This is a genomic window from Pseudomonas sp. LBUM1660, assembly GCF_059695935.1.
In genome coordinates this window covers 1,227,748-1,248,158 of sequence record NZ_CP166795.1, presented here as the reverse complement: position 1 = coordinate 1,248,158, position 20,411 = coordinate 1,227,748, and the positions used below count along the sequence as shown (strand labels likewise).

Here is a 20,411-nt window from a genome sequence, read left to right as displayed (position 1 = left end):
GAATAGCCCCCCCGTAGCAGCTGATCCGAACCGTCGTTTTTACTGATGAGACCGAGCCATGCATAACAACAATAAAGAGCTGACCCTCAGCGCCCCGCTCAGCGGCCCGGTGCTCACGCTCGCCAAAGTCCCGGACCCGGTGTTCGCCAGCGGCGCGATGGGCGACGGGATCGCCATCGATCCACTGAACGACACCCTTCACGCCCCCTGCGCCGGCGTCGTGGTGCATGTCGCCCGCAGCGGTCACGCCGTCACCTTGCGTGCCGACAACGGTGCCGAATTGCTCCTGCACCTGGGCCTAGATACCGTCGAGTTGCAGGGCGAAGGCTTCTCGATGCTGGTCAAGGAAGGCGCCCGCGTCAGCAACGGCCAGCCGCTGTTGCGCTTCGACCTGGACAAGGTCGCGCAGCAGTGCAAAAGCCTGGTCAGCCTGATGATCCTGACCAACAGCCAGGAGTTTCAAGCGCGGCCCATCACGCTGAAATCGGTGAAGGTCGGCGACCCGCTGCTGCACATCATTCGCCGGTCGGAACCGGGCGCCCAGGCAGAGGTGGACCTTTGCGGTGAAGCACATTTCGGCCACGTGCGCATCGCTCATCGTGGCGGTCTGCACGCTCGCCCGGCCGCGCTGATTCGTCAGACCGCGCAAGGGTTCAAGAGCAAATCGCAGCTGCATTTCGCCGGAAAATCGGCGACCTGCGACAGCTTGATCGGGCTGATGAGCCTGGCCGTCGGCGAGCAGGATGAGGTTCAGGTCAGCTGCCAGGGCCCGGATGCCGAAGCGGCATTGCAAGCGTTGCTGATCGCCTTGTCCACCGCGTTGGCCGAAGACAGCCATGCCGCTGCGCCGGCGCCGATGACACGACGCCATAGGGCGGCCGAAGCCGGTGTACTGCACGGCGTTTGCGCAGCGCCCGGTCTGGTCGGAGGGTCGTTGTTTCGCTTGAACGCCATCAGCCTGCCGGTGGATGCCGGCCGCCACGATCCCGAGCAACAATTGCACGCACTCGATACCGCGCTGACCGTCGTGCGCGGCGAAATCGACCACACCCTGGCCCAGGCGAGGAAGCACAAAAGCACTGACGAAGAAGCGATCTTCACCGCGCACCTCGCCTTGCTCGAAGACCCGGCGCTGCTGGACGCGGCCAACGTTTCCATCAATCAAGGCATGGCCGCGACGCACGCCTGGAGCCAATCGATCGACGTGCAGTGCGACGTCCTTCAACAACTCGGCAGCGCGTTGCTGGCCGAACGCGCCAACGATCTGCGCGACCTCAAGCAACGGGTGCTGCGCGCCTTGCTCGGCGAAGCCTGTCATTACGACGTGCCGGCCGGCGCCATCGTCGCCGCCCATGAACTGACGCCCTCGGACTTGCTGCAACTGAGCCAGCAAGGGGTCGCCGGGTTGTGCATGGCTGAGGGCGGCGCGACTTCCCACGTGGCGATTCTGGCGCGGGGTAAAGGCTTGCCTTGCCTGGTTGCACTGGGTTCGGCGCTGCTGGACCAGGCGCAAGGCCAGGCGGTGGTGCTGGATGCTGATGGCGGTCGTCTCGAATGGGCGCCGACGGCTGAACGCCTGGCCGACGTGCATCAGGCGCAACGTGATCATCAGCAACGCCGTGCGCTTCAACAATCACAGGCTCATACCCCGGCACTGACCCTCGATGGCGTGCACATCGACGTCGCCGCCAATGTCGCGTCCAGCGCAGAGGCGGAAGACGCGATGGCCAATGGCGCCGATGGCGTCGGCCTGCTGCGCACCGAGTTTCTGTTTGTCGACCGCAACACCGCACCGGACGAACAGGAACAACGCCTCGCCTATCAAGCGGTGCTCGACGCCATGGGCGACAAGTCGGTGATCATCCGCACCATCGATGTCGGCGGCGACAAGCAACTCGACTACCTGCCGTTGCCAGTCGAAGCCAATCCGGTGCTCGGCTTGCGCGGCATTCGCCTGGCTCAGGTGCGGCCGGAATTGCTCGATCAGCAACTGCGCGCGTTGTTGCACGTCAGCCCGCTGTCACGCTGCCGGATCCTGTTGCCGATGGTGACCGAGGTCGATGAGTTGCTGCACATCCGCCAGCGCCTCGATGCGTTGTGCCTTGAACTCGGGGTAAATGAACGCCCGGAGCTGGGGGTGATGATCGAAGTCCCGGCCGCCGCGCTGCTGGCCGAGCAACTGGCCGAACACGCGGATTTCCTGTCCATCGGCACCAACGATTTATCGCAATACACCCTGGCGATGGACCGCGACCACGCCGGCCTCGCCTCGCGAGTCGACGCCATGCACCCGGCCCTGCTGCGGCTGATTGCCCAGACCTGCGCCGGTGCGGCAGTGCATAACCGTTGGGTTGGCGTTTGCGGCGCACTGGCCTCCGACCCGCTGGCCACGCCGGTCCTGATCGGCCTGGGCGTCAGCGAGCTTTCGGTCAGCCCGGTGCAGATCGGCGAAATCAAGGACCGCGTGCGCCACCTCGACACGGCCGAATGCCGACGCATCAGCCGCGACCTGCTCAAGCTGAGCAGCGCCAGCGCGGTGCGTCACGCCTGTCACCAGCAATGGCCTCTGAGCTGAACAACGACAACAACTCTCAAACAAAAAGAGCACAGGGAGAACCGCCATGTACCACTACTTCATCGAAGGCCTGCAGCGCCTCGGTCGCGCATTGATGCTGCCGATCGCGATCCTGCCGATTGCCGGCCTGTTGCTGCGTCTGGGCGACACCGACCTGCTGAACATCGCGATCATCCACGACGCCGGCCAGGTGATCTTCGCCAACCTGGCAATGATCTTCGCCATCGGCATCGCGGTCGGTTTCGCCAAGGACAACAACGGCACAGCAGGCCTCGCCGGGGTGATTGGCTACCTGGTGATGATCTCCACGCTCAAGGTGCTGGATGCGAGCATCAACATGGGCATGCTCGCCGGGATCGTCAGCGGCTTGATGGCCGGCGCGCTGTACAACCGATTCAAGGACATCAAACTGCCAGAGTACCTGGCGTTCTTTGGCGGCCGGCGCTTCGTGCCGATCGTTACCGGGTTCGCCGCCGTCGGTTTGGGTGTGATCTTCGGTTTGATCTGGCCGCCAATCCAACACGGCATCAACGGCTTCGGCACATTGATGATGGAGAGCGGCAGCATCGGCGCCTTCGTGTTCGGTGTGTTCAACCGCCTGCTGATCGTCACCGGCCTGCACCACATCCTCAACAACATGGCGTGGTTCGTCTTCGGCAACTTCACCGACCCGACCACGGGCGCCATGGTCACGGGCGACCTGTCGCGCTACTTCGCCGGTGACCCGAAGGGCGGCCAGTTCATGACCGGCATGTTCCCGGTGATGATCTTCGGCTTGCCCGCCGCGTGCCTGGCGATGTACCGCAACGCCCTGCCGGAACGCCGCAAGGTCATGGGCGGGATCTTCCTGTCCATGGCGCTGACCTCATTCCTGACCGGCGTCACCGAGCCCATCGAATTTGCGTTCATGTTCCTCGCACCGTTCCTCTTTTTGCTCCATGCGCTGCTGACGGGTCTGTCGATGGCGATCACCAATGCGCTGAACATCCACCTGGGTTTCACCTTCTCCGGCGGCTTCATCGACATGGTGCTCGGCTGGGGCGAATCCACCAACGGCTGGCGGGTGGTGCCTGTGGGGTTGGCGTATGCGGTGATCTACTACGCGGTGTTTGATTTCTGCATTCGCCGCTTCAACCTCAAGACGCCAGGGCGTGAAGAGGTGCCGGCGGGCGAAAAGGTTGTGGTCACCGAGAATGAACGCGCCGGGGCGTACATCAAGGCGCTGGGTGGGGCGCAGAATCTGATTACCGTGGGCGCGTGTACCACTCGGTTGCGGCTGGACATGGTGGATCGCAACAAGGCCAACGATGCGCAATTAAAAGCACTGGGGGCGATGGCGGTCGTGCGTCCTGGCAAGGGTGGGAGCCTGCAAGTGGTGGTCGGGCCGATGGCGGACAGCATTGCTGATGAGATTCGCTTGGCGATGCCTGCGTTGGGTCGCGCGCTTGTTTCCTCCCCTCCCGCGGTTATCGATGCACCGAAACCTGTGGCAGTGGCGAACTCAGAAGCGCAGCGATGGCTGGATGCCTTGGGCGGCGGGGACAATCTGTTGCAGATGGATTGCGTGGCCATGACCCGGATTCGACTGCAACTGGCGGATGGCAAGGCGTTGTCGGAAAGTGATTTGAAGGCGCTGGGTTGTCAGGGTGTCAGCCAGCTTGAAGGGGGTGTCTGGCACCTGGTGATTGGCGATAAGGCGCCGAGTTTAAGCGGAGCGCTGGAGGCGTTGGTTAATCGTAGCGAGGTGAGTGCCAAGGTTTGAAACCTACACAATCCTGTAGTGAGGGAGCTTGCTCCCGCTCGACTGCGAAGCAGTCGTCATCCGGTTTGATGGGGTTTACCTGAGAGAACGAGGTGGCTGATTCAGGGCCGCTTCGCAGCCCAACGGGAGCAAGCTCCCTCGCCACAATGGTTCGGTGTATTTAGATCCATTGTGGTAGCGAGGCTTGCCCGCGAAGAGGTCCTGACAAACACAGAAAAGTTCAAGGCACATAAGCTCAAACAGACGTTGCGTGTTGCTCAACTTCGTAATGTCGAGTCTGGAAAGGCATCAGCGTCTGAGCCTTCAGACCCAGCCCCTCATTCAGGCCCCAAGAATCCGCGAGTTCATCGCGACGTTTGCGAAGCGGAACAGTAGCTACCTGCGACTTCACTTCAAGTCTGGATGTCGAGCGTGAAAAAAGCTTAAGAGCGTCGAAGGTTTCCAATACACGGCTATCAGAAACACATGCAAAGCGCGTGAACCGCTCGAGCAAATAACCTGCGCGGCGAACTTCGAGCTCGTCAGCGTGAAGACTCAGGAAGGCTTCGACTTCACTCATAAGGTCTTCCTTCGAATACCAGACAACTTTGGCTGCGCACACCAGCGCAGCGTCATCTGCTTGATTCAAAGGTTTTTTGACCAAGGTGTCCAACGCGGATGAGAGGACGTGGCCGCTATGGGGCGTCGCCATCTGTAGTCTCCAGGTAATCTTGCAAAATACTGGTGAGAACTGAGGTCGGTGGCTCTTTGTTGCCAACATATACATCAATTGCCTGCAATGCCAGACGACGAAGTTCAGTGGTCAGTATGAAACCCGCCCGAAGCAGCGCCATGATGTCGCCAATATCCTGGTCTGTCGCTCTACCCAGTTTGGATATTGCGATGTCGACAGGAGCAGCAATATGGACATGCAGCGGTGACTCTACGGAGAAATCTGCAAGGGGGGACTGCGTTCCCAGTAGTCTTCATGAATGGGACCGAAGCTGGTGTTGTATTGAAGGTCGTAGTTCAGCTCCATCAACCGACCGGATTGTTCATCAACAAATTGTTCAGGCACCTCTGCGAGCAAGCTCTGCAGGTGAAGACCCGGTGGGAGTTTTGCATAGTAAATCTCAGCGTCAACATCAGTTGACACACGGTGATGAGTGTAGAGGTGAACGGCGCACCCTCCGAACACAATAACCTTGACCGCCCCTGGCTCTGCGCGGTGTTCGAGTTAACCCTGGGAGCAATTGCGTCCGGCAATTCCATCTTTGAACCTCAAGTGGATTGAAGTGTTTGTGATGGACATAGGCTGGACTTGGCACTTCCGACGGACAACCTGAAAGGGTTGTCGGATATTTCCTCGAGCGATGTAGCCGTTACCGTAAGAATAGGTATGAATACCTTGACTAAAATAGGCGGCTATCAGGCAGCCATCGCAGCGATGCGGCGACCCGACAAGCCAGCTCCCACAGCATTGGTCTCCATACATTCATCATATCGCAGGCAACAAAAAACCCGCTGAACGCTAATTCAGCGGGTTTCTCATTTCAGCAGCCGGAAGATCAGAAATCCTCCAACCGCCACACTTCATAAGCCGGCGTCTCATAGGGATGGCTGAGTTTCAGCGCGGCCACCACGGCCACGATCAACTCATCCGCCACCACCAGCTCAACCTTCCATTCCTCGACCTGCTCGACCTGCCCCGCTTCACCAATGAACGGTTGACTGCCATCCAAAGGCCGAAACTGGCCCAACCCAAGCACTTGCCACGCGCAGTGATCATAAGCACCGATCCGCCCGCCACCGGCAGCGAACACAGCGCTCTTGACCACCTCGACATGACTGGCCGGAACAAAAAAGCTGAGCTTATACACAGCCCTTAGTTCACCCAAACCCGCGCATTACGGAACATGCGCATCCAAGGAGCGTCTTCGTTCCAGTCTTCCGAACGCCACGAGTTCTGCACAGCGCGGAACACGCGTTCCGGGTGCGGCATCATGATCGTTACGCGACCGTCGCGGCTGGTCAAACCGGTGATCCCGCGCGGCGAGCCGTTCGGGTTGGCCGGGTAGTTTTCGGTGACCTTGCCGTGGTTGTCGACGAAACGCATCGCCACACAACCCGACAGATCGGCTTCCAGCAACGCTTCTTCGCTGGCGAACTCGGCATGACCTTCACCGTGAGCGATGGCGATCGGCATACGCGAACCGGCCATGCCTTGCAGGAAGATCGAGTTCGATTCCTGGACCTGGACCATCGCCACGCGCGCTTCGAACTGCTCGGAACGGTTGCGCACGAAGTGCGGCCAGAACTCGCTGCCCGGGATCAGCTCGTGCAGGTTGGACATCATCTGGCAACCGTTGCACACGCCGAGGGTGAAGCTGTCGGTACGTTCGAAGAAACCCTGGAACGCATCGCGAGCACGGCTGTTGAACAGCGCGGACTTGGCCCAGCCTTCACCGGCACCCAGTACGTCGCCGTAGGAGAAACCGCCGCACGCCACCAGCCCCTTGAACTCGTTCAGGTCGACACGGCCGGCCAGAATGTCGCTCATGTGCACGTCGATCGCGTTGAAACCGGCGCGGTCGAACGCGGCCGCCATTTCCACCTGACCGTTGACGCCCTGCTCGCGCAGCACGGCAACCTGTGGGCGGATGCCTTTCTTGATGTAAGGCGCGGCGACGTCCTGGTTGACGTCGTAGCTGAGCTTGACGCTCAGGCCCGGATTGTCTTCTTCCAGCAGCACGTCGAACTCTTGCTCGGCGCAGTCGGCGTTATCACGCAGACGCTGGATCTGGTAGCTGGTCTCAGCCCACTGACGTTGCAGCAGACGACGCTGACCTTCGAACACGGTTTCGCCGTTGAAGGTGATGTTGATCTGGCCGTTGTTCATCGGCTGACCGACCACCGAAACGCAGTCGCCCAGACCGGCAGCGCTGAACTGCGCGAGGATGTCCGGCGTGGCGTCCTGGCGAACCTGAATCACGGCGCCCAGTTCTTCGTTGAACAGGATTGCAGCGATGTCGGCAGACGTTTCTGCCAGACCGTCGAGGTTCAGGCTCAGGCCGCAGTGACCAGCGAAGGCCATTTCCACGGTGCTGGTCAGCAGACCACCGTCGGAACGGTCGTGGTAAGCCAGCAAGTGACCGTCGGCGTTGAGGCCCTGGATCACTGCGAAGAAGGCTTTGAGGTCTTCGGCGTCGTCGACGTCCGGCGCTTGCGAGCCGAGCTTGCCGTGAACCTGGGCCAGGATCGAGGCGCCCATGCGGTTCTGGCCACGGCCCAGGTCGATCAGGATCAGGTCGGTGGTGCCCTTGTCCATACGCAGTTCCGGCGTCAGGGTCTGACGGATGTCAGCCACAGGCGCGAAACCGGTCACGATCAGGGACATCGGCGAGGTCACGGTCTTGTCGACGCCTTCGTCGTTCCAACGCGTGGCCATGGACATGGAGTCCTTGCCCACCGGAATGGTAATGCCCAGCTCAGGGCACAATTCCATGCCGACCGCTTTCACGGTGTCGTACAGACGCGCGTCTTCACCCGGGTGACCGGCAGCGGACATCCAGTTGGCCGACAGTTTGATATCGGAGATCTTGTTGATGCGCGAAGCCGCGATGTTGGTCAGGGTTTCGCCGATGGCCATGCGGCCCGACGCCGGAGCGTCCAGCAGAGCCAGCGGAGTGCGCTCGCCCATGGCCATGGCTTCGCCGGTGTAAACGTCGAAGCTGGTGGCGGTGACGGCAACGTCAGCCACCGGGACCTGCCACGGGCCGACCATCTGATCACGGGCAACAAGGCCGGTGATGGTGCGGTCGCCGATGGTGATCAGGAAGCTTTTGCTCGCCACGGCCGGGTGATGCAGGACACGCTCGACGCAGTCGGCGATGTCGAGGGTCGACGGATCGAAATCGTCGCCCAGTTCATTCTCCCGAACGGCCGAACGGTGCATACGCGGGGCTTTGCCCAGCAGCACTTCGAGCGGCATGTCCACCGGGCTGTTGCCGAAGTGGCTGTCGGTAACGGTCAGCTGCGGTTCCGCAGTGGCTTCGCCGACGACGGCGAACGGGCAACGCTCACGTTCGCAGATCGCCTGGAAGCGTTCGAAGTCAGCCGGGCCGACCGCCAGAACGTAGCGCTCCTGGGATTCGTTGCTCCAGATTTCGTGCGGGGCCATGCCCGGCTCGTCGTTTGGAATGTTGCGCAATTCGAAGCGGCCACCGCGGTTGCCGTCGTTGACCAGTTCCGGGAAGGCGTTGGACAGACCGCCCGCACCCACGTCGTGGATGAAGCTGATCGGGTTGTGTTCACCCAACTGCCAGCAACGGTCGATGACTTCCTGGCAGCGACGTTCCATTTCCGGGTTTTCGCGCTGTACCGAAGCGAAGTCCAGGTCCGCCGAGCTGGTGCCGGTGGCCATGGAGGATGCCGCGCCGCCGCCCAGGCCGATCAACATCGCCGGGCCGCCGAGCACGATCAGCTTGGAGCCGACGGTGATCTCGCCTTTCTGTACGTGTTCGGCACGGATGTTACCCATGCCGCCGGCCAGCATGATCGGCTTGTGGTAACCGCGAACTTCGTCGCCACGGGGAGTGGTGATCGACTGTTCGAAGGTACGGAAATAACCGGTCAGGGCCGGACGACCGAATTCGTTGTTGAACGCGGCACCACCCAGTGGGCCTTCGATCATGATGTCCAGCGCGGTAACGATGCGCTCAGGCTTGCCGTATGGCACTTCCCACGGCTGTTCAAAGCCCGGGATCTGCAAGTTGGATACGGTGAAACCGGTCAGGCCGGCCTTTGGCTTGGCGCCACGACCGGTAGCACCTTCGTCGCGAATCTCGCCGCCACTGCCGGTGGATGCGCCCGGGAACGGGGCAATCGCGGTCGGGTGGTTGTGGGTTTCGACTTTCATCAGGATGTGCACCGGTTCCTGCACCGCGCCGTACTGGCGGGTTTCAGGGTCCGGGAAGAAACGACCGGCGACGTTGCCGACGATCACCGAAGCGTTGTCCTTATAAGCCGACAGAACGCCTTCGCTGTGCATCACGTAGGTGTTCTTGATCATGCCGAACAGGCTTTTTTCCTGGCTCTGCCCGTCGATGTCCCAACTGGCGTTGAAGATCTTGTGACGGCAGTGCTCGGAGTTCGCCTGGGCGAACATCATCAGTTCGATGTCGTGAGGGTTGCGCTTCAAGCCGACGAAGGCGTTGACCAGGTAGTCGATCTCGTCTTCGGCCAGGGCCAGGCCCAGCTCGGTGTTGGCTTTTTCCAGCGCGGCGCGGCCGCCACCCAGCACGTCGATCGCGGTCAACGGCTTCGGCTCGGCGTGGCTGAACAGGCCGGCGGCTTGTTCAAGGTTACCCAGCACGATTTGAGTCATGCGGTCGTGCAGACCGTCCGCAATAAGCTGCGCGTCGGCGTCACTGAACTGCCCGGCCACGTAAAACGCGATGCCGCGTTCCAGGCGCTGGATCTTGCTCAGGCCGCAGTTGCGAGCGATGTCGCTGGCTTTACTGGACCACGGCGAGATGGTGCCGAAACGCGGCAACACCAGGAACAGACGACCGGTCGGTTCTTGTACCGGAACACTTGGGCCGTACTTCAGAAGGCGCGCGAGCACCTGCTGTTCGTCGCCGGTCAGGACGCCGGTAACTTCGGCGAAGTGAGCGAATTCAGCATACAAGCCGCTGACAGCCGGGACCTTCTGGCTCAGTTGCTCAAGGAGTTTGCTGTGGCGAAAGGCAGAAAGGGCAGGAGCGCCGCGCAGGATCAACATCTTCGGGACAGCCTCGGGAAGGGGTGTGCTTTGAGGCCGTGCATTCTAGCCTAAACCGCCCGCGACATCACCCGAAACGGTGCGCGCGACCGCACCCGAACGTCGGGCCGGGCATTTGGACCTTAAACAGCGGTGCGCCGAGGGTTATTTTTTATGTCAAAAATTGCCGTTCTGGCCCATTCCTGCGGGCTCCAAGCGGGTTTTACGCTGCCTAGCAGACAAGCCCTTCGCTGTCGAGATATGGCGCTCGTGGTCCTTTGCGTATACTGCGCAGATGTTTTCCCCAACGGCTTTGCGTCCGCGATACGCCAAATGGCTGATCGCAACCGGACTCTTCCTGATGCTCAGTGGCTGTGTTGATAAACCCAACACGCTGGAGCGCGTAAAGGAGGATGGTGTGCTGCGGGTGGTTACCCGAAACAGCCCCGCCACCTACTTTCAGGATCGCAACGGTGAAACCGGCTTCGAATACGAGCTGGTGAAGCGCTTCGCCGACGATCTGGGGGTGGAACTCAAGATCGAGACCGCCGACAACCTCGACGACCTGTTCAATCAGGTGGGCAAGCCTAACGGCCCGGTGCTGGCTGCTGCCGGTCTGGTCAGCAGCGAGAAACGCAAACAGCAGGTGCGGTTTTCCCACTCCTATCTCGAAGTCACCCCACAGATCATCTACCGCAACGGCCAATCGCGGCCGACCGATGCGGGCGACCTGGTCGGCAAGAAGATCATGGTGCTCAAGGGCAGCACCCACGCCGAACAGTTGGCGGAGCTGAAAAAGAAATACCCCGGCATTGAATACGAAGAATCCGACGCGGTTGAAGTCGTCGACCTGCTGCGCATGGTCGATGAAGGCCAAATCGATCTGACCCTGGTCGATTCCAATGAAGTGGCGATGAACCAGGTCTACTTCCCCAACGTGCGAGTGGCCTTCGACCTCGGCGACGCCAGCAACCAGAGCTGGGCCGTGGCCGCTGGTGACGACAACAGCCTGCTCAACGAGATCAATGCGTATCTCGACAAGGTGAAGAAAAACGGCACTCTGCAACGCCTGAAGGACCGTTACTACGGACATGTCGATGTCCTCGGCTACGTGGGCGCCTACACCTTCGCCCAACACTTGCAGCAACGCCTGCCCAAGTACGAACAACACTTCAAGGCATACGCCAAGAAAGAGAAAGTCGATTGGCGCCTACTGGCGGCCGTCGGCTATCAGGAATCGTTGTGGCAAGCCGCGGTGACGTCCAAGACCGGCGTTCGCGGGCTGATGATGCTGACCCAGAACACCGCGCAGGCCATGGGCGTGTCCAACCGGCTCGATCCCAAACAAAGCATCATGGGCGGCGCAAAATACCTGGCCTACATGAAAGAGCAGTTGGACGAGTCAATCCAGGAGCCGGATCGCACATGGTTTGCACTGGCGGCCTACAACGTCGGCAGCGGCCATCTGGATGACGCGCGCAAACTGGCGGCGAAAGAAGGACTGAACCCGGACAAGTGGCTGGACGTGAAGAAGATCCTGCCGCGTCTGTCCGAGAAAAAGTGGTACAGCAAAACGCGTTACGGCTACGCCCGAGGCGGCGAACCGGTGCACTTCGTGGCGAACATCCGTCGTTACTACGACATCCTGACGTGGGTCACGCAGCCGCAGCTTGAAGGCAATCAAGTGGCGGAAGGCAACCTGCATGTGCCGGGGGTCGACAAGACCAAGCCGAATCAGGAAACCCCTCAGCTTTAGATCTTTGGTGTTTTCAATGGCGTCTTCGCGGGCAAGCCTCGCTCCTACGAGCCGGCGTCGATCACACCATCGCGAATCAACACAATCCCGTAGGAGCGAGGCTTGCCCGCGAAGGTAGCGCCGCCTATCTCAACCCTTGAGCGCAGCCGCCAGAATCAGCGCCTTCATTTCCGATACCGCCGACTTGAACCCGACAAACAACGCATGCGCCACCAGCGCATGGCCGATGTTCAGTTCGTTGATGCCCTTGATCGCGGCCACCGCTTCAACGTTGTGATAATGCAGGCCGTGACCGGCATTGACGATCAGCCCCTGAGCCAGACCAAACGCCACGCCATCTGCCACACGCTTGAGTTCTTCAGCCACTTCGGTCGGCGTCTCGGCATCGGCATAACGACCGGTGTGCAGTTCGATAGCCGGAGCACCCACACGACGGGACGCTTCGATCTGCCGCTCGTCCGCATCGATGAACAGTGATACCTCACAGCCAATCTTCGACAGACGATCCACCGCAGCCTTGATCCGCGCCTCTTGTCCCGCCACGTCCAGGCCACCTTCGGTGGTCAGTTCCTGACGGGTTTCCGGGACCAGGCATATGTGTGCCGGGCGGATGCGCTCGGCGAACACCATCATTTCTTCGGTGACGCCCATTTCGAAATTCATGCGGGTTTGCAGTACATCCTTGAGCAACAGCACGTCGCGCTCCTGGATGTGGCGGCGGTCTTCGCGCAGGTGCACGGTGATGCCGTCGGCGCCCGCCTCTTCCGCGTCCAGTGCTGCCTTGACCGGATCCGGGTAACGAGTGCCCCGGGCCTGACGCAGGGTGGCCACGTGGTCGATGTTCACGCCAAGAAGAATGCGATTGCTGGTGGTCACGGAAGCGCTCCTGAATTTAAAGATTCGGCGCACAGCATACGGGGAGACTAAGGCTTGCGAAACAGCTCGCGACTGACCAGCGGACGACCGCCCAAGTGAACAGCCAGCGCCTGACGCATCAGACGCTTGGCAGCGGACAACGCGCCAGGCGCGGTCCAGTCCGCCTCCGCCATGGCCAACAGCTCGGCACCGTTGAACAGGCCGGGTTGCAGCAGATAGACCTGCTCCAGGCCGGCGTCCACTTGCAAACGGTACAGACCGTCCGGGGCGATGGGCTCGCCGTGGATGTCGCTGGTCAGGGCGAAACCGTAACCGAGGTCGTCGAGCAGGCGCCATTCGAAAGAGCGCAGCAAAGGCTCCAGCGGACGACCTTCGGCCAGCGCGAGCAACGTCGCGGCGTAGTGATCGAACACACCGGGATGCGGGTCTTCGGCGGGCAACAGGCGGATAAGCAGTTCGTTGAGATAGAGGCCGCTGAACAAGGCCTCGCCGTTGAGCCAGGTTGAAACACCGCCCGCTTCCATTCGCCCAACGTTCTTCAGCTCACCCCGCCCCCGAAACTCCACTTCCAGCGGCACGAATGGCCGCGCCAATGTCCCGGCCTTGCCCCGCGCACTGCGCAACACCGCCCGCAGCCGACCTTGCGGCGTGAGGAAGTCCACCAGCGCGCTGCTTTCGCGGTAGGCGCGGGAGTGGAGGACGTAGGCAGGTTGGCCGATGGGCTGGGACATGGAGTTCTCAATGAAGAAACGCGATCTTATAAACAACCAGAAACCAATGTGGGAGCGAGCCTGCTCGCGATTGCGGTCTGTCAGTCAACAGTGATGTTGAATTTCAGGTCCTCATCGCGAGCAGGCTCGCTCCCACAGGGGTTCTTCGGTGTATCTGGATCCGGTGTTACAGGTCGCCGTAACCCAGCGAACGCAATGCGCGCTCGTCGTCGGACCAGCCGCCTTTCACTTTCACCCACAGGTTAAGCATGATCTTGGAGTCGAACAGCAATTCCATATCCTTGCGCGCCTCGGTGCCGATGCGTTTGATGCGCTCGCCCTTGTCGCCAATGATGATTTTCTTCTGGCCGTCACGTTCGACGAGGATCAAGGCATGGATGTGCAGGGTCTTGCCCTGCTGCTTGAACTCTTCGATTTCGACGGTGATCTGGTACGGCAGCTCGGCGCCCATCTGGCGCATGATTTTCTCGCGCACCAGTTCTGCGGCGAGGAAGCGGCTGCTGCGGTCGGTGATCTGGTCTTCCGGGAAGAAGTGATCGTTTTCCGGCAGGTAACCGGCAATCACCCGCTCCAGCGCTTCAAGGTTGTGCCCGTGCTGGGCCGAGATCGGCATGATCTGCGCGTTCGGCAGTTGCTCCTGCAACCAGCTCAGGTGCGGCATCAGTTCGGCTTTGTCTTCGATGCGATCGGTCTTGTTCAGCGCCACGATCAGCGGGCCGGTCACGTACTGGACGCGCTCGAGGACCATCTGGTCTTCGTCGGTCCACTTGGTGCGATCCACCACGAAGATCACCACGTCGACGTCTTTCAACGCCGCCGAAGCGGTCTTGTTCATGTAGCGGTTCAGAGCCTTTTCGCCGCCCTTGTGCATGCCCGGGGTGTCGACGTAGACAGCCTGGATGGCGCCTTCGGTCTTGATGCCCAGCATGTTGTGGCGGGTGGTTTGCGGCTTGCGCGAGGTGATCGCCAGCTTCTGACCCAGGATGTGGTTCAGCAGCGTGGACTTGCCCACGTTGGGACGGCCGACGATGGCAACATAGCCACAGCGAGTTGCAGTTGAATCAGTCATTGCCATTCTCCACACCCAGGGCAATCAGTGCTGCGGCGGCCGCTACCTGTTCGGCAATACGACGACTCACACCCTGACCTCGGCTTTTTTCATTCAGTAAGGTGATTTCACATTCGACGAAGAACGTCCGGCAATGCGGCTCACCCTGGATATCCACCACTTCGTAACGCGGCAGCTCGCAACCACGCGATTGCAGGAATTCCTGCAGGCGGGTTTTTGGATCTTTGTTGGTGTCGACCAGCGTCAGGCCTTCGAACTCACCGGCCAGCCAGGCCAGCACGCGCTCGCGCGCCATGTCCATGCCGGCGTCCAGGTAGATCGCACCGATCAGCGCTTCGAGGGCATCGGCCAGAATCGACTCGCGACGGAACCCGCCGCTTTTCAACTCACCGGAGCCCAGGCGCAGGTATTCGCCCAGATCAAAACCGCGGGCCAGTACGGCCAGCGTCTCACCTTTCACCAGACGTGCGCGCAAACGCGACAACTGGCCTTCGCGAGCCAGCGGGAAGCGATCGAACAGCGCCTCGCCAGCAACGAAGTTGAGGATGGCATCACCGAGGAATTCCAGGCGTTCGTTGTTGCGCCCGGCAAAACTGCGGTGAGTCAGGGCCAGGACCATCAGTTCCTGATCCTTGAAGGTGTAGCCGAGCTGACGCTCTAGACGGCTTAAGGAGACGCTCACGGTTTACCCACGCTGAGTTCGTGGCTGGATTCCACCGCCATGGCCGTGATGCGGCGCAGGCTTGGGACAATTAACGCTGTGTTCAAAAATTACGTCCTGAATATCATTGTTTTCATGCTTTCGGCGCCGATTGTGTCGACTCCAGAAATGCATTCGGCGCTGTGTTCAACAGCGCCGTGTGTGATTACTTGATCAGGCCAACCCGCGAGAAATTCGGCAGGTGACTGAGTTTGGGTTCCGGCCAGCTCATCCAGACTGCGAAGGCCTTGCCGACGATATTCTTGTCGGGAACCATGCCCAGCAGATCCTTGGGAATGCTCGGATCGTCCCAGTAGCGACTGTCGTTGGAGTTGTCGCGGTTGTCGCCCATCATGAAGTAGTGCCCGGCCGGCACGGTCCACGAACGGTCCGGCGATGCGCGATAGCGGCTCATTTCCTTGCGGATCAGGTGCTCGGCGACACCGAGTTTTTCCTTGTAGAGCTCGGCACTGCCCAGCGTGCCCGGCTCGGAGCCGACCAGTTGTTCGGCAATCGATTCGCCGTTGACGAACAGACGCTTGTCGGCGGTATAGCGAATCTGGTCACCCGGCAGGCCCACCACACGTTTGATGTAGTTGACGTTCGGATCGCTCGGGTAGCGGAACACCATCACATCGCCGCGCTGCGGATCACCGACTTCGATGACTTTCTTGTCGACCACCGGCAAGCGGATCCCGTAAGAAAACTTGTTCACCAGAATGAAGTCGCCGACGTCCAGGGTCGGTTTCATCGAGCCGGAAGGAATCTGGAACGGTTCCACCAGGAACGAACGCAGCACCAGCACGATGAACAACACCGGGAAGAACGACTTGCCGTATTCAACCAGCAGCGGCTCTTTGTTCAGTTTCTCGACGACCACCATGTCAGCCTGGCTGACACTCCCCTGATAGGAGTTGATGGCAGCCCGGCGCCGAGGCGCCAGGAACAGCAGATCGAGCAACGCCAACAAGCCGCAGACGAACACGGCGATGACCAGCAACAGCGGGAAATTTAGTGACATAGGACCTAACTATCCAACCTGAGCACCGCAAGGAAGGCTTCTTGTGGAATTTCCACGTTGCCGACTTGCTTCATGCGTTTTTTACCGGCCTTTTGCTTTTCAAGCAGTTTTTTCTTACGGCTAACGTCACCGCCGTAGCATTTGGCCAATACGTTCTTTCTGAGTGCCTTGACGGAGGTCCGCGCAATGATCTGCCCGCCAATGGCGGCCTGGATCGCGACGTCGAACATCTGGCGCGGAATCAGTTCTTTCATCTTCTCGGTCAACTGGCGACCTTTGTAGTGCGCGTTATCCTTGTGCACGATCAGCGCCAGGGCGTCGACCTTGTCACCGTTGATCAGCACATCCAGTTTCACCAGATTAGCTGATTGGTAACGGTCGAAATGGTAATCCAGCGAAGCATAGCCGCGGCTGGTGGACTTCAGACGGTCGAAGAAGTCGAGGACCACTTCGTTCATCGGCAAATCGTAGGTCACCTGGACCTGCGTGCCGAGGAACAGCATGTCGTGCTGCACGCCACGCTTCTCTATGCACAGCGTAATGACGTTGCCCAGGTGCTCTTGCGGCACAAGAATATTGGCTCGCACGATCGGTTCGCGCATGTCTTCGATCGAGGACAGGTCTGGAAGCTTGGACGGGTTGTCGACGTAAATCGTTTCACCGGTTTTCAGCAACAGCTCGAAGATTACCGTCGGCGCCGTGGTGATCAGGTCCAGGTCGTACTCGCGCTCCAGGCGCTCCTGGATGATTTCCATGTGCAGCATGCCGAGGAACCCGCAACGGAAGCCGAAGCCCAGGGCGTCGGAGCTTTCCGGGGTGTACTGCAGGGACGAGTCGTTGAGCGTGAGCTTTTGCAGGGCTTCACGGAAATCTTCGAAGTCGTCAGAGCTGACCGGGAACAGACCGGCGTAGACCTGCGGCTGAATGCGCTTGAAGCCTGGCAGCACGTCGACGTCCGGCGTGGAACTCAAGGTCAGGGTGTCACCGACCGGTGCCCCGTGAATGTCCTTGATGCCGGCGATGATGAAGCCCACTTCGCCAGCTTTCAGGTCAACGGTGGCGGTGTGTTTCGGGTTGAAGACACCGACGCTGTCCACTAGGTGGATCTTGCCGGTGGATTTGACCAGGATCTTGTCGCCCTTCTTCACACGACCGTGCCGCACACGTACCAGGGAGACAACACCCAGGTAGTTGTCGAACCAGGAGTCGATGATCAACGCTTGCAGCGGATCTTCGTAGTTGCCGGTCGGCGCAGGAATGGTCTTGACCAGACGCTCCAGCACTTCGTCGACGCCCAGGCCGGTCTTGGCACTGCACTCGACTGCGTCGGTGGCATCGATGCCGATGATTTTTTCGATTTCTTCTTTCACACGGTCCGGATCGGCCTGTGGCAGGTCGATCTTGTTCAGGACCGGCATCACTTCCAGGCCCTGCTCAATCGCGGTGTAGCAGTTGGCTACCGACTGCGCTTCAACGCCCTGACCGGCATCGACCACCAGCAACGCACCTTCACAGGCCGCCAGCGACCGGCTGACTTCGTAGGTGAAGTCAACGTGGCCCGGGGTGTCAATGAAGTTCAGCTGGTACTTGATGCCATCGCGAGCGGTGTAATACAGGGTGACGCTGTGGGCCTTGATGGTGATCCCGCGTTCACGTTCCAGGTCCATGGAGTCCAGGACCTGGGCTTCCATTTCGCGCTCGGCAAGGCCGCCGCACATCTGGATGAAGCGATCGGCCAGCGTCGACTTGCCATGGTCAATGTGGGCGATGATGGAGAAATTGCGGATATGACTCAAATCACTCACGGATCAACACTCAAAAAGGCTGCAGGCATAGCCCGCCGAAAAATAGCCGGGAATTGTACCTGATCCACGGCGCAAGCGTCACGTTCGCAGGTCAGACGGCGCCTACAAAAACGCCCCGGTCTTGCGACAGGGGCGTTTTTTATCACCGGCGAGGTCGGGAAAACCCCCTGATCAACCGGCTCGACGCAACAGCCAGACACCGGCCAGGGCACAGACACCCGCTGGAACCAGCACCGCAAACAGTGGCGAGAAACCGAACACCAGGCTCGAAGGCCCCAGCAAATCCTGGACGATGCGGAAGGTGAAGCCGACCAGCACGCCAGTGAAGACCCGCTGACCCAGGGTCACCGAGCGCAACGGCCCGAAGATGAAGGAAATCGCCATCAGTACCAGCGCGGCGGTCACCAGCGGCTGCAACACCTTGACCCAAAATGCCAGCCAGTAACGGCCGTTGCTCAGGCCCTGATCAGCCAGGTAGTGGATGTAGCCCCACAGACCGCTGATCGACAGCGTGTCAGGCGACATCACCACGGTGCTCAGCAGTTGCGGGCTCAAGGCGACATCCCAGCGCTCGACCGGGGTGGTGACCACTTCGGTGCTCTTTTCATGGAACAGCGTGGTAGTCACGTCGCTCAACTGCCAGTGATCCTGATCGAACTTCGCCCGCTTGGCGAAGCTGGACGACAGCATATGACGCTCATTGTCGAAACGATAACGGGTGACACCGTACAGCAGACCGTTCGGTTGCACAGAGTTGACGTGAATGAACTCGTCACCCTGGCGATGCCACAAACCATGCTTGGCGCTCTGCGCATCGCCGCCACCCTGAGCCAGGGAACGGTTGGCCTGAGCGGTGACTTCGGTGGCCGGCGCGACGTATTCGCCGATCAGCACTCCCACCACCATCAGCACCAGCATTGGCTTCATGACCGCCCAGACGATGCGCCCGATCGACACGCCCGCAGCGCGCATGATCGTCAGCTCGCTGTGACTGGCCAGGCTGCCAAGGCCGATCAGACAACCGATCAGTGCCGCCATCGGCAACATGTCGTACAAACGACGGGGCGCGGTCAGCAGGACGTAGCTCAAGACGTCCACCAAGGTGTAGGTGTCGCTGACCTCACTCATCTCATCGATGAAGGCAAACAGGGTCGCCAGGCCAAGGATAATCCCCAGCACCGCCAGGATGGCTACGAATACGCTGCTACCAATGTAGCGATCGAGCTTATCCACGGGCCACCTCCAGCGCACTGCGGCGACTCGCCATCTTCAAGCGCAACGGCTCCCAGTAGAGTAAGCCCAGGCCAATGGCCAGGAAGATCGCGTGAACCCACCACAACCCCAGCGCCGGCGGGATCTTGCCTTTTTCGAGGGCGCCGCGCGCGGCAATCAGGATGCTCAGGTAAGCCATATAAAGAAGAATCGCCGGCAGTAACTTGAGGAAACGGCCCTGGCGTGGATTGACCCGCGACAGCGGCACCGCCATCAAGGTCACGATGAACACCAGCAACGGCAGGGACAGGCGCCATTGCAGTTCAGTGCGCGAACGAATGTCATCGCTGCCGATCAAGGAACGGGTGGTCATTGCATCGCGGTCGGTGACTTCGTCGCTGACGTCCGGCTTGGGCAGCAATACGCCGTATTCCTCGTACTTGATCGCCCGGTAGTCGGCCTGCCCCGGGTTACCGTCGTAGCGATAGCCGTTATCGAGAATCAGGTAACGATTGCCGTCAGGGCGGATTTCCTGACGGCCCCTCTCGGCCACCAGCACGGAAATCCCGCGATCCTTCTTATCGGACGAGACGTTCTTTTGCGAAATGAATACGCCGCCGAGGTTGATGCGATCATCCGACAGCGTTTCGGTGTAGGTCACCCGCGTCCCGTCACGCAGCGCCTGGAAGCGACCCGGCTCCAGGGTATCGAACTCGGTCAGCGCATCCTGCTTGTTCAGCAGCAGCTGGAACTGATTGGCACCTTGTGGCGCCAGGCTCAGACTCAGCCAGGCCACGACCAGCGCAACCAGCGTGGCCGGAAACAGCGTCATGGCAAACAGACGTTGCTGGCTCATGCCGGTAGCCGACAACACGGTCATTTCACTTTCAAGGTACAGGCGACCGTAGGCCAGCAGGATCCCGAGAAACAGGCCCAATGGCAGGATCAACTGCAGAAAACCCGGCAGACGAAAGCCCATGATCAGGAACAGGGAGCCCGGATCCAGCAGGCCCGAGGCCGCCTGGGCGAGGTATTTGATGAAGCGCCCACTCATGATGATGACCAGCAGCACGGCGCTGACGGCGCTCAAGGTCAACAGGACTTCGCGGGACAGATAACGGAAGACAATCAAACCAGACACTCCAGGGTTGTCAGGCTAAGGCG

The 20,411-nt window shown here is 60.4% G+C and carries 14 protein-coding genes; 3 read left to right on the top strand and 11 right to left on the bottom strand.

Annotated elements, in window-relative coordinates:
• The first annotated feature begins 58 nt into the window (after positions 1 to 58).
• Together ptsP and nagE are read left to right on the top strand one after the other, a co-directional pair.
• Positions 59 to 2,575 carry a phosphoenolpyruvate--protein phosphotransferase gene (gene ptsP, locus ACA068_RS05685; RefSeq protein ID WP_497308278.1) on the top strand — a complete coding sequence of 839 codons (2,517 nt, stop codon included), beginning with the start codon at positions 59 to 61 and terminating at the stop codon, positions 2,573 to 2,575.
• 46 nt (positions 2,576 to 2,621) lie between these two features.
• Entirely contained in the window at positions 2,622 to 4,337 is a 1,716-nt protein-coding gene (gene nagE, locus ACA068_RS05680) for an N-acetylglucosamine-specific PTS transporter subunit IIBC (RefSeq protein ID WP_497308276.1), read from the top strand.
• 235 nt (positions 4,338 to 4,572) lie between these two features.
• On the opposite strand, the gene ACA068_RS05675 is transcribed toward nagE, so the two are convergent.
• The 3 genes from ACA068_RS05675 to purL all read right to left on the bottom strand — a co-directional run bounded on the left by ACA068_RS05675 (position 4,573) and on the right by purL (position 10,098).
• Complete coding sequence (locus tag ACA068_RS05675; protein WP_497308274.1) at positions 4,573 to 5,028, bottom strand: hypothetical protein; 456 nt, start codon at positions 5,026 to 5,028, stop codon at positions 4,573 to 4,575.
• An 856-nt stretch (positions 5,029 to 5,884) separates the two neighbouring features.
• On the bottom strand, positions 5,885 to 6,196 hold the full coding sequence (locus tag ACA068_RS05670) for a YqfO family protein (protein ID WP_461957359.1): 312 nt from the start codon (positions 6,194 to 6,196) through the stop codon (positions 5,885 to 5,887).
• A gap of 5 nt (positions 6,197 to 6,201) precedes the next feature.
• A complete protein-coding gene (gene purL, locus ACA068_RS05665) occupies positions 6,202 to 10,098 on the bottom strand; it encodes a phosphoribosylformylglycinamidine synthase (RefSeq protein ID WP_497308272.1) in 3,897 nt (1,298 codons plus the stop codon).
• 274 nt (positions 10,099 to 10,372) lie between these two features.
• Between purL and mltF the strand changes: the two genes are divergently transcribed.
• Positions 10,373 to 11,833 (top strand): membrane-bound lytic murein transglycosylase MltF, encoded by a 1,461-nt coding sequence (mltF, locus tag ACA068_RS05660; protein ID WP_497308270.1) that lies wholly within the window; start codon positions 10,373 to 10,375, stop codon positions 11,831 to 11,833.
• Between the two features lie 129 nt (positions 11,834 to 11,962).
• On the opposite strand, the gene pdxJ is transcribed toward mltF, so the two are convergent.
• From pdxJ to lptF, 8 genes are all read right to left on the bottom strand, one after another.
• Positions 11,963 to 12,709 (bottom strand): pyridoxine 5'-phosphate synthase, encoded by a 747-nt coding sequence (pdxJ, locus tag ACA068_RS05655; RefSeq protein ID WP_497308268.1) that lies wholly within the window; start codon positions 12,707 to 12,709, stop codon positions 11,963 to 11,965.
• Positions 12,710 to 12,756: 47 nt separating this feature from the next.
• Positions 12,757 to 13,440 (bottom strand): DNA repair protein RecO, encoded by a 684-nt coding sequence (gene recO / locus ACA068_RS05650; RefSeq protein ID WP_497308266.1) that lies wholly within the window; start codon positions 13,438 to 13,440, stop codon positions 12,757 to 12,759.
• A gap of 166 nt (positions 13,441 to 13,606) precedes the next feature.
• Positions 13,607 to 14,509 carry a GTPase Era gene (era, locus tag ACA068_RS05645; RefSeq protein WP_010463054.1) on the bottom strand — a complete coding sequence of 301 codons (903 nt, stop codon included), beginning with the start codon at positions 14,507 to 14,509 and terminating at the stop codon, positions 13,607 to 13,609.
• Complete coding sequence (rnc, locus tag ACA068_RS05640) at positions 14,502 to 15,191, bottom strand: ribonuclease III (RefSeq protein ID WP_010463056.1); 690 nt, start codon at positions 15,189 to 15,191, stop codon at positions 14,502 to 14,504. Before rnc ends, era begins: the two co-directional genes overlap by 8 nt.
• A 184-nt stretch (positions 15,192 to 15,375) precedes the next feature.
• A complete protein-coding gene (gene lepB / locus ACA068_RS05635) occupies positions 15,376 to 16,230 on the bottom strand; it encodes a signal peptidase I (RefSeq protein WP_497308265.1) in 855 nt (284 codons plus the stop codon).
• 5 nt (positions 16,231 to 16,235) lie between these two features.
• Complete coding sequence (gene lepA, locus ACA068_RS05630) at positions 16,236 to 18,035, bottom strand: translation elongation factor 4 (RefSeq protein WP_008151572.1); 1,800 nt, start codon at positions 18,033 to 18,035, stop codon at positions 16,236 to 16,238.
• Between the two features lie 171 nt (positions 18,036 to 18,206).
• A complete protein-coding gene (gene lptG / locus ACA068_RS05625; protein ID WP_497308262.1) occupies positions 18,207 to 19,268 on the bottom strand; it encodes an LPS export ABC transporter permease LptG in 1,062 nt (353 codons plus the stop codon).
• On the bottom strand, positions 19,261 to 20,379 hold the full coding sequence (gene lptF, locus ACA068_RS05620; protein WP_497308260.1) for an LPS export ABC transporter permease LptF: 1,119 nt from the start codon (positions 20,377 to 20,379) through the stop codon (positions 19,261 to 19,263). The genes lptG and lptF overlap by 8 nt, the downstream gene beginning before the upstream one ends.
• Between the last annotated feature and the right edge of the window lie 32 nt (positions 20,380 to 20,411).

Excerpts from the sequence above, each read along its gene's own strand:
- ptsP (WP_497308278.1), top strand. The coding sequence starts at position 59 with ATGCATAACAACAATAAAGAGCTGACCCTCAGCGCCCCGCTCAGCGGC.
- nagE (WP_497308276.1), top strand. The coding sequence starts at position 2,622 with ATGTACCACTACTTCATCGAAGGCCTGCAGCGCCTCGGTCGCGCATTG.
- ACA068_RS05675 (WP_497308274.1), bottom strand. The coding sequence starts at position 5,028 with ATGGCGACGCCCCATAGCGGCCACGTCCTCTCATCCGCGTTGGACACC.
- purL (WP_497308272.1), bottom strand. The coding sequence starts at position 10,098 with ATGTTGATCCTGCGCGGCGCTCCTGCCCTTTCTGCCTTTCGCCACAGC.
- mltF (WP_497308270.1), top strand. The coding sequence starts at position 10,373 with ATGTTTTCCCCAACGGCTTTGCGTCCGCGATACGCCAAATGGCTGATC.
- recO (WP_497308266.1), bottom strand. The coding sequence starts at position 13,440 with ATGTCCCAGCCCATCGGCCAACCTGCCTACGTCCTCCACTCCCGCGCC.
- era (WP_010463054.1), bottom strand. The coding sequence starts at position 14,509 with ATGACTGATTCAACTGCAACTCGCTGTGGCTATGTTGCCATCGTCGGC.
- lepB (WP_497308265.1), bottom strand. The coding sequence starts at position 16,230 with ATGTCACTAAATTTCCCGCTGTTGCTGGTCATCGCCGTGTTCGTCTGC.